Raw genomic sequence first — 12,809 nt, forward strand, 5'->3', positions numbered from 1 at the left:
ATGAACACATCGGAACAGGATCGCTGGTCGCGCGTGAAGAACCGGCTGCGCACGAACGTTGGCGAAGACGTCTATACGAGCTGGTTTGCGCGCATGGATTTGGAAGGCGTGCAGGAGGAGAGCGTGCGGCTGTCGGTTCCGACCCGCTTCCTGAAGAGCTGGATCCAGGCTCATTATGCCGAGCGCGTGCTGTCGTGCTGGCAGGCCGAGATGCCCGAAGTGCATCGCATCGATCTCACCGTCCGCTCCGCGGTACGCCCGGTCGTGGCGCCGAAGGAAGCGCCCGCGCCGGTCGAAACGCGCCGCGCGCCTGCGCCGGAACTGCGCTCGACTGCGACCGCGCCGGTCTCGGCCAATCATGATGCGCTCGGCGGCTCGCCGCTCGATCCGCGCCTGACCTTTGCGAGCTTCGTCGTCGGCCGCTCCAACACGCTGGCGCATGCCGCCGCGCGTCAGGTCGCCGAAGGTCGCCGTGGCGACCCCGTGATGTTCAACCCGCTCTACATCCATGCCGGCGTCGGCCTCGGCAAGACGCATCTGTTGCAGGCCGTGACCTGGGCCGGCAATTCCGGCAACGAGCGCAAGGTGCTGTATCTCACCGCGGAAAAATTCATGTACGGCTTCGTCGCTGCGCTGAAGACGCAGACGGCGCTGGCCTTCAAGGAAGCGCTGCGCGGCATCGACGTGCTCGTCATCGACGACCTCCAGTTCCTGCAGGGCAAGTCGACGCAGGCCGAGTTCTGTCACACGCTGAACGCGCTGATCGATGCCGGCCGCCAGGTCGTGATCGCGGCGGATCGTCCGCCGTCCGACCTCGAAAGCCTGGATGATCGCGTCCGCTCGCGGCTTGCCGGTGGTCTCGTGGTCGAGATGGGCTCGCTCGGCGAGGAGCTGCGCCACGGCATCCTCAAGTCGCGCGTCGCCGCGGCCCGCGCCCATCATGCGACCTTCGACGTGCCCGAAGAGGTGCTGCATTATCTGGCGCGCACCATCACCCATAACGGCCGCGATCTCGAAGGCGCGATCAACCGCCTCCTGGCTCACTCCAAGCTCAACAACCAGCCGGTGACGCTGGAGATGGCCGAGCGCGAGGTGCGCGACCTGGTCCGGCCGCAGGAGCCGAAGCGGATCAAGATCGAGGACATCCAGCGCGTGGTGGCGCGGCAGTATAATGTCAGCCGATCCGACCTCCTCTCCTCGCGCCGCACCGCCAACGTGGTGCGCCCGCGCCAGGTGGCGATGTATCTCGCCAAGACGCTGACCCTGCGCTCGCTGCCCGAGATCGGCCGCCGCTTCGGCGGGCGCGACCACACCACGGTGCTGCACGCCGTGCGCAAGATCGAGGCCCTGGTCTCCAAGGACACCGCGCTGTCGGAGGAAGTGGAGTCGCTGAAGCGCCAGCTTCAGGAATAAACGCCTAGGCCTCCTGCCATTCTCCCGCCGCCCCGGCCATGCCTGGGCGGCGGTTTTCGTTTGGGGCGGTAAATCGTGGGAATCGTGCGGAACTGGCTCCCCAATCCCTTGAATCCGGGGGCCATCCGCGCCACCTTGCGCGACCCTGACGGCTTTGGTCATATCGGCTGGATGATCCGGCTTTCCGGGGTCTTCGGTGCCGTGGCGCGCGTCCTGCCGCCCGGCTTTCCAACGTTGGTGTTTTCCTTGGGGATCGGGCGAGTAGTGCAATGAAGGTTACGGTCGAACGCGCGCAACTCCTGAAATCGCTGGGCCATGTCCACCGCGTGGTCGAACGCCGCAACACGATCCCGATCCTCGGCAACGTGCTGGTCCGGGCCGAGAATGCGAAATTGTCGCTGAAGGCGACCGACCTCGACCTCGAGGTGACGGAAACGCTGGCAGCGGAAACCGCGACCGCCGGGTCCACCACGGTGCCGGCGCACATGTTCTACGACATCGTGCGCAAGCTGCCCGACGGGTCCCAGATCGTGCTGGAGGCCGACGGCGACCGCGCCGTGCTGGCGATCCGCGCCGGCCGCTCGCGGTTCACGCTGCAAACCCTGCCGGAGAATGATTTCCCGGATCTGGCCGCCGGCGACATGTCGCATTCGTTCTCGCTGGCCGCCAAGGACGTCAAGCGGCTGATCGACCGCACCCAGTTCGCGATCTCGACCGAAGAGACGCGCTACTACCTCAACGGCATCTACCTGCACGCCGCAGGCACCGCGAAGGCTGCGACCTTGCGCGGCGTCGCCACCGACGGCCACCGCCTCGCCCAACTCGACCTGGTGCAGCCCAAGGGCGCCGAGGGCATGCCCGGTGTGATCGTGCCGCGCAAGACGGTCGGCGAGGTACAGCGCCTGATCGAGGACACCGAGGCCGAGATGACGATCGAGCTGTCGCAGGCCAAGATCCGTTTCACCATCGGCAACGTCGTGCTGACCTCGAAGCTGATCGACGGCACCTTCCCCGACTATGGCCGCGTGATCCCGCAGGGCAACGACAAGGAGCTCGTCGTCGACAAGAAGGATTTCGAGAACGCGGTCGACCGCGTCTCGACGATTTCCAGCGAGCGCGGCCGCGCGGTCAAGCTGTCGCTGTCTGCGGGCAAGCTGGTGCTGTCGGTGACCAATCCTGACTCGGGCAGCGCGACCGAAGAGCTCGAGGTCGAATACGCCTCCGACGCCCTCGATATCGGCTTCAATTCCCGCTATCTGCTCGACATCGCCGCCCAGATCGAAGGCGACGTCGCAACGCTGAAGCTCGCCGATCCCGGCTCGCCGACCCTGGTGCAAGACAAGGACGACAAGAGCGCGCTGTACGTGCTGATGCCGATGCGGGTGTGAGGATATTTCCTCTCTCGTCATGGCCGGGCTCGACCCGGCCATCCATCAAACAAGATGACCTATTGGGTGTACATCCTCGCCAGCAAGCCCGGTGGAACACTGACGCGGGCGATGGATTGCCGGGTCAAGCCCGGCAATGACGAGCTAAGATGACCCCCTCCCGCATTCATCGCCTGACGCTGACGCATTTTCGCAATTATCGGGCGGCGGGGCTCGAGACGGCGGCTGACATGGTGGCGCTGGTCGGGCCGAACGGGGCGGGCAAGACCAATTGCATCGAGGCGATCTCGTTCCTGTCGCCCGGGCGGGGCCTGCGGCGCGCCACGCTGGAGGATGTCGCCGACAACCAGGGCGACGGCTCCTGGGCGGTGTCGGCGCAGGTCGAGGGCGCCCTAGGCCTGGCGACGCTCGGCACCGGCATCGAGCCGCCGCGCGCCGATGCCACCGTGAGCCGGCGCTGCCGCATCGACCGCGAGCCGGTGGGTTCAGCGGCAGCCTTCGGCGACCATATCCGCATGGTGTGGCTGACGCCGGCGATGGACGGGCTGTTCATGGGCGCAGCGTCCGAGCGGCGGCGCTTCTTCGACCGCCTGGTGCTCGCCATCGACAACGAGCATTCCAGCCGCATCAACGCGCTGGAACGCTCGCTGCGCTCGCGCAACCGCCTGCTCGAGACGCGCAATTACGACGACCATTGGTGTGACGCGATCGAGCGCGAGACCGCCGAGCTTGCGGTCGCGGTTGCCGCCACGCGCGGCCAGACCGCGGCGCGGCTCACCGGCATGTTGAATGCGCGCGCGCAGGCCTCCGCATTTCCGTCGGCGCAGATCGCGCTCGACGGCTGGATGGAGAACGCGCTGCTCGAGGAGACCGCGACGTCGGTCGAAGACCGCTACCGCCAGATCCTGCGCGACAACCGGCCGCGCGATGCCATCGCCGGTCGCACCACCGACGGCCCGCACCTGACCGATCTCCAGGTGGTCTATGCGCCCAAGAGCATGCCGGCGCGCGATGCCTCCACCGGCGAGCAGAAGGCCCTGCTGATCGGCCTCGTGCTGGCGCATGCGAGCCTAGTCGCCGAGATGACCGGCATCGTGCCGCTGCTGCTGCTCGACGAGGTCGTCGCCCATCTCGATCCTGGCAGGCGCGCGGCGCTGTTCGACGAGCTGCGCAAGCTCGGCGCGCAGGTGTGGCTGACCGGCGCCGATCCCGCCGCCTTCGCCGAGATCGGCGCGGGCGGCGAGGTCTTTGACGTCGAGAGCGGACGAGTCTCGGCCCGGCGATAGGCCCTGGTATTGAACCCGGCCGTTTTCCGCGGCGACTAGCTCTGTGAGGCCGCGCCGACGGTGTCGCAGCCGCTGCAAATCGCGCGATGACATCAAGCGCGATATCCTTGATATCCTTGGAGAGCAAGATGCGGACGGTAAGGCTCGGGACGAAAATCCCGGCACGATGGCGGGCGTTCGTGTGCGGCCTCGCTTTCCTCGCAAGCTGCGTGCTGGCGGCCAGCGCCAGCGCGTGGGTGCCGCATCTGCCGCAGCTGTTCTCCACTGCGCTCACGCCGGACCCCGATGCCGTTCTGCCGGCGCCGACCCGCTACAGCTATCGCGAGATCCTCACCACCACGATGCTCGACGTCGACGCCCCGCTGCGCACCAGGCTGATCACCCGCATCCCCGCGAATCTCGGCGACGTGCTCGCCTTCTACCGCATCGAGCTCGGCAAGCGCGGCTGGCAGGAGCAGCACGATGGCGCGGTGGTCACCGCCGATCGCGTGCACCTCGCCTTCGCCTCCCCGCTCGGCCCGGCCATGCTGGAGCTTGACCGCACGGACACCGGCACCTCGATCCGTCTCGTGCAGCGGAACCGGGACGCCGCAACGAAGGCGCGCGTCATGCCCGAGGCGGGCCGTGCGGCGCTGATGTTCACCAATCTCGGCAGCAAGGACGTCGTCTTCGTTCTCGACAACCGGGCCATCACCCTCCCCGCCCGTGCCGGCAAGGAACGCCCTCAGGCGCCGCTGTTCAATCTGCCGCCCGGCAAATACCCCTACGCGTTGAAGATCGAGGGCCGTCCCGATCGCGACACGACGATCGATCTGGTGGCCGGTGATGCCTGGGACGTCACGGTCGGGCCCGATGGCGAGCTGTGGTCACCGCTCCAGCTGTATTAGGGCATCTTTCGCCACTCCGAACCGTTAGCCGGAAGGACCTCCGGACGGCCTCACCGATCCCGTGAAAACACCGCCTTCGAAGGGCTCGGAACAGGCCCTCGATTCGCGCTTTTTGCAGCGCCCAGAATCGACCCTCGCAAGCCTTGAAAATCGGCCAAAAACACCCATCTTCCCAAAGGGTTGCCGGAAGATACTTTGCGCTAGGCGCAGGCCCTCTTTCATGGCACAAATAACCACCAAATCAGCGCCTTTTGCGCAGCTGATTCGGGCGACATCTCGAAGGCCTCTCATGACAGAACCTGCTCGGCAGCCCGCTGCCGAAAACGAGCCCTCCAACGCGAGCGATTACGGCGCGGAATCGATCCGCGTGCTCAAGGGTCTCGATGCCGTCCGCAAGCGTCCGGGCATGTATATCGGCGACACCGACGACGGCTCGGGCCTGCACCACATGGTCTATGAGGTCGTCGACAACGCGATCGACGAAGCGCTCGCGGGCCATGCCACGCGCGTCGACGTCGTCCTCAATGCGGACAATTCCGTCACCGTGCGCGACGATGGCCGCGGCATTCCCGTCGACATCCACAAGGGCGAAGGCATCTCGGCGGCCGAGGTCATCATGACCCAGCTGCACGCCGGCGGTAAGTTCGACCAGAACTCGTACAAGGTTTCCGGCGGCCTGCACGGCGTCGGCGTCTCCGTCGTCAACGCGCTGTCGAGCAAGCTCGGCCTGCGGATCTGGCGCGACGACAAGGAGCACTACATCGAGTTCGCCCATGGCGATGCGGTCGCACCGCTGAAGGTGGTCGGCGACGCGCCGGGCCGGCGCGGCACCGAGGTGACGTTCCTCGCCTCGACCGAGACGTTCAAGAACGTCGAATATGATTTCGCCACGCTCGAGCATCGCCTGCGCGAGCTCGCCTTCCTCAATTCCGGCGTCAACATCATCCTCTCCGACATGCGTCACGCGGTCGAGAAGCGCGAGGAGATGCATTATTCCGGGGGCGTCGAGGAATTCGTCAAATATCTCGATCGCAACAAGAAGGCCTTGGTGCCGGCGCCGATCATGGTGCGCTCCGAAGCCAACGGCATCGGCGTCGAGGCCGCCTTGTGGTGGAACGACAGCTACCACGAGAACGTGCTGTGCTTCACCAATAACATCCCGCAGCGTGACGGCGGCACCCATCTCGCCGGCTTCCGCGGCGCGCTGACGCGCCAGGTCAACGGCTATGCCGAGGCCAATGCGAAAAAGGAAAAGATCGCGCTGACCGGCGACGATTGCCGCGAAGGCCTCACGGCCGTGCTGTCGGTGAAGGTGCCCGATCCGAAATTCTCGTCGCAGACCAAGGACAAGCTGGTGTCCTCGGAAGTGCGCCCCGTGGTCGAGAACGTCCTCAACGAGGCGCTCCAGGCCTGGTTCGAGGAGCACCCGTCCGAGGCCAAGATGATCGTCGGCAAGGTGATCCAGGCCGCCGCCGCGCGCGAGGCTGCGCGAAAGGCGCGCGAGCTGACGCGCAAGAGCCCGCTCTCGGTCTCCTCGCTGCCCGGCAAGCTCGCCGACTGCCAGGAAAAGGATCCGGCCAAGTCCGAACTGTTCATCGTCGAGGGTGACTCGGCAGGCGGCAGCGCCAAGCAGGGCCGCAACCGCGAATTCCAGGCCGTCTTGCCGCTCCGCGGCAAGATCTTGAACGTCGAGCGCGTCCGCCCCGACAAGATGCTGTCGAGCGAGCAGATCGGCACGCTGATCACCGCGCTCGGCACCGGCATCAGCGACGAGTTCTCGGTCGAGAAGCTGCGCTATCACAAGATCATCGTGATGACGGACGCCGACGTCGACGGCGCCCACATCCGCACGCTGCTCTTGACCTTCTTCTACCGGCAGATGCGCGACATCATCGACGGCGGCTATCTCTATATCGCCCAGCCGCCGCTCTATAAGGTCTCGCGCGGCAAGTCCGAGCAGTATCTGAAGGACGAGCGGGCGCTGGAAGATTATCTGATCGACGCCGGTCTCGATGATTGCGTGTACATCCCCGGCACCGGCGGCGACCGCTCGGGGCGCGATTTGCGCGCGCTGGTCGACGACGCCCGTGTGGTCCGCAGCATCCTGCGCAACCTGCACAGCCGCTATAACCGCAAGGTGGTCGAGCAGGCCGCCATCACCGGCGTGCTGAACAAGTCGGTCTACGGCAACCCCGAGAACGCCACGGCCGCGGCGCAGTACATCGCGACCCGGCTGGACAGCCAGGCCGAGGAGGTCGAGCGCGGCTGGGTCGGGCAATTCGTCGAGGGCCAGGGCTTCCTGTTCGAGCGCACCGTGCGCGGCGTCAAGGAAGCGGCCGTCATCGACGACGCGCTGCTCGGCTCGGTCGAGGCGCGCAAGCTGGACGAGTACACGACCAAGCTCCAGGACGTCTACGCCCGCTCCGGCAAGCTGCGGCGCAAGGACAGCGAGCATGTGGTGCACGGCCCGGTCGATCTGTTCGAGGCGGTCACCGACGCAGGCCGCAAGGGCATCACGCTGCAGCGCTACAAAGGTCTCGGCGAGATGAACCCGGAGCAGCTCTGGGAGACCACACTCGACACCGAGGTGCGCTCGCTGCTGCAGGTGAAGGTCAAGGAGGTCGACGAAGCCGACGACATCTTCACCAAGCTGATGGGCGACGTGGTCGAACCCCGCCGCGATTTCATCCAGGAACACTCGCTCAGCGCGACGATCGATATCTAGCGCGCCGCGGCTTTCACGAAAGGTCGTCATGCCCGGGCTTGTCCCGGGCATCCACGTTCTTCGTGCTCTGGGCAAAGGTGTGGATGGCCGGGTCAAGCCCGGCCATGACGCCGTGGCCCCCCTGAACCTCACCAGCTGCCATCGCGACGAAGGGGCGTAGATCCATTGGCCCATCCCGGCCGGGAAGCGTCGTGCCATGACCGCCTCTGCACCCACCAGTTCCGCCACATCCTCCCGCCGGCTCGGCATCATCGGCAGCATTGTCGGCGTGCTGGCGCTGATGGCGGCGGTGTTGCCACATTGGGTGGTGCCGATGGTGTTTCCACCGCCGCCGGCGGACCAGGTCATCGTCGACACCGGACATCGCATCAAGAACCGCCTGATCGCGCGCGTGAAGGGCGTGGAATATCAGGCGCCCAGAATCGAACAATCCGCTGGACGGAGCTGGAGCGAAACTGCTTCGGCCACCGCGATCTCGCTCGGCCTGCTCGCCATTTTGCTCTCGGTGCTCGCGCTGATCTTCCGCGAGGAACGGCTCCTTGCCGGCGTCGCCGCCGTCCTCGGCACCGGCGCCATTGCGATCGAAATCTCCTTTGTCATGATCGGCGCGCTGATCCTGATCGCGATCCTCTATGTGGTTGGGAACATCATCGGCTTGTTCTGAGGCCCGCCCGCCACAACCTCCGACCCTCATCCTGAGCAGCCCGCGACAGCGGGCGTCTCGAAGGATGGCCGCGAGCGACATCGGGGCTGGCAACACCGCCCGCCACAATTGCTCCCGCGCTCAATTCTCTGTAGTTTCCGCCCGAAACAGCCCGCCCACCCAACAGGACAGAACCAAGTGGCGCCCATCCAGTACATCGTCGAGGGCGGTCACCGGCTCTCGGGCTCGATCGAGCCGTCCGGCAACAAGAACTCGGCGCTGCCGATCATCGCGGCCGCCCTGCTCACCGAGCATCCGGTGACGCTTCAGAACGTGCCGCGGATCCGCGACACCGAGACGCTGGTCGAGCTGGTCCGCTCGGTCGGCGCGTCGGCGGAGTGGACCGAACGCAACACACTTCACATCCACGCCAAGAGCATCCGCGCCGCCGATCTCGACCCTGAACTCTGCGTGCGCATTCGCGCCTCGATCCTGCTCGCCGGTCCCCTGCTGGCGCGCTGCGGCGAATTGATGCTGCCGCCCCCCGGCGGCGACGTCATCGGCCGGCGCCGGCTGGACACGCATGTGCTGGCGCTGGAGCAGCTCGGCGCAAAGGTCACCGCGACCGACCGGCTGGAATTCCGCGCGCCGAAGCTGACGGGTGCGGACGTGTTCCTGGACGAGCCCAGCGTCACCGCGACCGAGAACGCGCTGGTCGCGGCGGTCGCCGCCGACGGCATCACCTATTTGCGCAACGCGGCGTCCGAGCCGCATGTGCAGGACCTCGCCAATTTCCTCGTCGCGCTCGGCGCCAAGATCGAGGGCATCGGCACCAACACCATGACCATCCATGGTCCGGCGACGCTGGGCGGGACGACCTACCGGATCCAGCCGGATCATATCGAGGTCGGCTCGCTGATCGGGCTTGCCGCCGTGACGCGCTCGCCCTTGCGCATCACCCGCGCCGGCGTCGAGCATCTGCGCTCGATCCGCATGGGCTTCGAGCGGCTCGGCATCGTCTGCCGCGTCGAGGGCGACGATCTCATCGTGCCGTCGAACCAGACATTGAAGATCCAGGACGATTTCGGCGGCCACGTGCCGAAGCTCGAAGACCAGCCCTGGCCCGCCTTCCCGGCCGATCTGATGTCGATCGCGATCGTCACCGCCACGCAATGCGAGGGCGTGATCCTGATGTTCGAGAAGATGTTCGAATCCAGGATGTTCTTCGTCGACAAGCTGATCGGAATGGGCGCGCGTATCGTGCTCTGCGATCCGCATCGCGCCATCATCGCCGGCCCAAGCCGCCTGCACGGCGCAACGCTGAGCTCGCCCGACATCCGCGCCGGCATGGCGATGCTGCTTGCGGCTGTCTGCGCCGAGGGCACCTCCACCATCAACAACGCCGACCAGATCGAGCGCGGCTACGAGCGCATCGAGGAACGGCTGAACGCGCTGGGTGCCAAGATCAAGCGCGTGCCGGAGCGGAAGGGCTGAGGGCTCGTTCTTCCTTTTCTGGGAGAACTCTCCGCGACGACAGTATCGTAGGGTGGGCAAAGCGAAGCGTGCCCACGGTTTCTCTCGAAATCATTGATAGGTCGTGGGCACGGCGCAAAATGCGCCTTTGCCCACCCTACGATCTGAGCTAGCGGATAGAGACCCCTCACCCGTCTCGCCGCTCTGCGGCGAGCCACCCTCTCCCACAAGGGGAGACGGAAAAGAAGCACGCAACCCGCACACAAGTCTCGTGCCCCGGATGCAGCGCAGCACGTCAGTGATGCGCTGCTGAGCCGGGGCCCATGCGGCTAAGAGCTGCACGCGTGACTCCTGGGTCGCGGCTCTGCGGAGCAGCGCTGCGCGCTGCATCGCGTCCGGGACACGAGAGCCATGTTTTCGACGCCTGGCTGTGCTATTGCAGCCGCCATGCTCGACACCGTGCAACATCATTCGCAGCCGCAAGCCGGCGTGCCGCAGAACCATCTCGCGCAGGAATTCGTCGAGACGCTGCGGCTGGCCGTGCCGCTGATGCTGACACAGCTCGGGCAGATCGCGATGATCACGACCGATCTCGCGATGATCGGCCATCTGGGTGAGAATGCGGTCGCAGCAGCCGCGCTGGCGCACACGGTCTATTTCGTCAGCTTCACCTTCGGGCTCGGCCTGATGTCCGCGGTGTCGCCGCTCGCCGCGCAGGCCTTTGGCGCCGGCGATGTCAGGCGCATCCGCCGCTCCTTGCGCGTCGGGCTGTGGGTCGCGCTGCTGATCTCGCTGCCGATGATGGCCTCGCCACTCTATGGCGAGCAGATCCTGCTCGCGCTCGGCCAGGCGCCGCAATCGGCCGCGCTCGCCCAGCGCTATCTCAACGGCCTTGCCTGGGGCATCGCGCCAGCGCTCGGCTTCATCGCGCTGCGCAGCATGATGAGCGCGGTGAACCGGCCGCAGGCGCCGCTGTGGATCACCATTGCGGCCATCCCGGTCAATGCCGCGCTGGTCTATTGCCTGATCCACGGCCTGTTCGGCCTGCCCGAGCTCGGCCTGTTCGGTGCGGGGCTTGCGACCACACTGGTCAATCTCGGCACCTTCATCGCCGCGCTCGCCATCGCCGGCCTGCGCAGGCCGTTCGCGGACTATCATCCGCTCGCCCATCTCTGGCGGATCGACTGGCCCTTGATGCGCCAGCTCATCGTCATCGGCGCGCCGATCTCGTTCTCGCTGCTGCTGGAATATGGCCTGTTCTCGTCGGCGGCATTGCTGATGGGCTTGATCTCGACCGCCGCGATCGCCGCGCACCAGATCGCGCTCCAGGTCACCGCCGTGCTGTTCATGGTGCCGCTCGGCATCGGCATGGCCGCGACGGTGCGGGTCGGCCACGCCTTCGGCCGCAACGAGCCGCTCGCGGTCAAGCGCGCGGGCTTCGTCGCAGCCGTGCTCGGGACCGTCCTGGTCTCCGCCCTGACGGTCGCCATCATCATCGGCCGGTATCAGGTGGGACGGCTGTTCTTCGGCAACAGCGAGGCCAGCGCGCCGACCATCGAGCTGACGGCAACGCTGCTGGTGGTCGGCGCGACCTTCTTCATCGCCGACGGTCTCCAGACCATCATGGGCGGCGCGCTACGCGGCATCAATGACACCAGGATGACGCTGGTGTTCGCGGCAATCGGCTATTGGTGTATCGCCTTTCCCGTCGGCTGGGTGCTGGCCTTCAACGCCGGCCTCGGCGCGATTGGCGTCTGGGTCGGATTCTCGGTCGGAACGTTCGTCTATGCCGGACTCTTGATCTTGCGATTCCGGATGCTGACGCGCAGACTGGTGGGATGACAGGATCGGTTCGCGAAGTCCCCCCGAGTGTCGACGCCGGCGCGGTGCTATCAGGCGCGCAGTTCATCGACGCCTTTCGTGTCGAGGTCGGCGCGACGCAATTGAGCGCCCGCGAGGCCTGCACCCGAATGGTGCTGCATGGGCCGCGCTGGATCGATGCGCTGACGCGCTTGCGCAACATCTTGGTGAAACCCCTCGGACTGAAGACATCGGGCCAGGGCGCTCCGGCGCCGCACGGGATGATCGGCCTGTTTCCAGTGCTGAGCGAAACGCCGGAGCGGCTGATCGCAGGGTTTGACGACTACCATCTCGATTTCCGCGTCGTGGTTGACGTCGCCGGCGACGCGGCGGACCGACGGGTGACATTGACCACGTTGGTGCGGACCAACAATCTGCTCGGGCGTACCTACCTCACGCTGATCGTACCGTTCCACAAGCTCGTGGCCCGCAGCATGATGGGAGACGTCGTGGAGCCGGCGCGATGACGCTGTCCGTCGACCTCTTCTACTCCTACCGCAGTCCCTTCAGCTATCTGGCGCTGCCGAAGACGCTGAAGCTGGTCGCGGACTATGATCTCGCGGTCAACCTGCGGCCGGTTTATCCGCTCGCGGTGCGCGTGCCCGGCTTCTTCAAGAAGGCCAGCCCGAACTTCATTCGCTATGTGGTGCTCGACAGCACGCGCGTGGCGCAGCACGAGGGCATTCCGTTCCGCTTTCCGAGGCCAGATCCGATCGTGCAGGACAAGGTGACGTTCGATGTGGCGGCCGAGCAGCCCTACATCCACCGGCTGACCCGGCTGGGCGCGATGGCGCAGCTCGAGGGCCGCTCGCTCGCCTTCACCGATGCGATCGCGCGCGTGCTGTGGGACGGCGCGGTGGCGGGCTGGAACGAGGGCGACCACCTCGCGCGCGCGGCCGAAAAGGCCGGCTTCGACCTCGCCGCGATGGATCAAGCGATCACGACCGATCCGGATCGCTACGAGCACGTGATCGCGGAGAACGAGAAGGACCATGCGGCGTCAGGCCATTGGGGCGTGCCGACCTTCGTGTTCGAGAACGAGCCGTTCTTCGGCCAGGACCGCATCGATCTGCTGCTCTGGCGCATGCAGAGCAAAGGCCTGACCAGGCGCCAGCCGTGATGGCGTGAACCGGT

General features: G+C 66.2%; 11 protein-coding genes. 10 read left to right on the top strand and 1 reads right to left on the bottom strand.

The annotated features are described in order from the left end of the window. The 5 genes from dnaA to gyrB all read left to right on the top strand — a co-directional run bounded on the left by dnaA (position 1) and on the right by gyrB (position 7,699). On the top strand, positions 1–1,413 hold the full coding sequence (gene dnaA / locus WN72_RS00005) for a chromosomal replication initiator protein DnaA (RefSeq protein ID WP_027563962.1): 1,413 nt from the start codon (positions 1–3) through the stop codon (positions 1,411–1,413). Between the two features lie 269 nt (positions 1,414–1,682). Beyond that, positions 1,683–2,801, top strand: a complete 1,119-nt coding sequence (dnaN, locus tag WN72_RS00010) for a DNA polymerase III subunit beta (RefSeq protein WP_092211837.1) — start codon at positions 1,683–1,685, stop codon at positions 2,799–2,801. A gap of 149 nt (positions 2,802–2,950) precedes the next feature. Next, complete coding sequence (gene recF, locus WN72_RS00015) at positions 2,951–4,087, top strand: DNA replication/repair protein RecF (RefSeq protein WP_027563959.1); 1,137 nt, start codon at positions 2,951–2,953, stop codon at positions 4,085–4,087. Positions 4,088–4,215: 128 nt separating this feature from the next. After that, positions 4,216–4,974, top strand: a complete 759-nt coding sequence (locus tag WN72_RS00020) for a hypothetical protein (protein ID WP_092212374.1) — start codon at positions 4,216–4,218, stop codon at positions 4,972–4,974. A 289-nt stretch (positions 4,975–5,263) separates the two neighbouring features. Then, a complete protein-coding gene (gene gyrB, locus WN72_RS00025) occupies positions 5,264–7,699 on the top strand; it encodes a DNA topoisomerase (ATP-hydrolyzing) subunit B (RefSeq protein WP_027563957.1) in 2,436 nt (811 codons plus the stop codon). 13 nt (positions 7,700–7,712) lie between these two features. On the opposite strand, the gene WN72_RS00030 is transcribed toward gyrB, so the two are convergent. Then, positions 7,713–7,865: a hypothetical protein gene (locus WN72_RS00030; RefSeq protein WP_167380549.1), complete on the bottom strand. Its 153-nt coding sequence runs from the start codon at positions 7,863–7,865 to the stop codon at positions 7,713–7,715. 30 nt (positions 7,866–7,895) lie between these two features. On the opposite strand from WN72_RS00030, the gene WN72_RS00035 reads away from it, so the two are divergent. The 5 genes from WN72_RS00035 to WN72_RS00055 all read left to right on the top strand — a co-directional run bounded on the left by WN72_RS00035 (position 7,896) and on the right by WN72_RS00055 (position 12,795). Continuing rightward, the gene (locus WN72_RS00035; protein ID WP_092211835.1) at positions 7,896–8,363 is read left to right on the top strand and encodes a hypothetical protein; all 468 of its coding nucleotides are present in this window, start codon (positions 7,896–7,898) and stop codon (positions 8,361–8,363) included. 177 nt (positions 8,364–8,540) lie between these two features. After that, the gene (gene murA, locus WN72_RS00040; protein WP_092211833.1) at positions 8,541–9,836 is read left to right on the top strand and encodes a UDP-N-acetylglucosamine 1-carboxyvinyltransferase; all 1,296 of its coding nucleotides are present in this window, start codon (positions 8,541–8,543) and stop codon (positions 9,834–9,836) included. A gap of 426 nt (positions 9,837–10,262) precedes the next feature. After that, entirely contained in the window at positions 10,263–11,657 is a 1,395-nt protein-coding gene (locus WN72_RS00045; RefSeq protein WP_092211831.1) for an MATE family efflux transporter, read from the top strand. After that, positions 11,654–12,142: a DUF2867 domain-containing protein gene (locus tag WN72_RS00050; RefSeq protein ID WP_092211829.1), complete on the top strand. Its 489-nt coding sequence runs from the start codon at positions 11,654–11,656 to the stop codon at positions 12,140–12,142. Before WN72_RS00045 ends, WN72_RS00050 begins: the two co-directional genes overlap by 4 nt. Beyond that, positions 12,139–12,795, top strand: coding sequence for a 2-hydroxychromene-2-carboxylate isomerase (locus WN72_RS00055; RefSeq protein ID WP_092211827.1), 657 nt, complete (start codon positions 12,139–12,141; stop codon positions 12,793–12,795). The genes WN72_RS00050 and WN72_RS00055 overlap by 4 nt, the downstream gene beginning before the upstream one ends. The last annotated feature ends 14 nt before the right edge of the window (positions 12,796–12,809 follow it).

Origin of the sequence: Bradyrhizobium arachidis, assembly GCF_015291705.1 — a bacterium.
In the GTDB taxonomy this organism is placed as follows: Bacteria; Pseudomonadota; Alphaproteobacteria; order Rhizobiales; family Xanthobacteraceae; genus Bradyrhizobium; species Bradyrhizobium arachidis.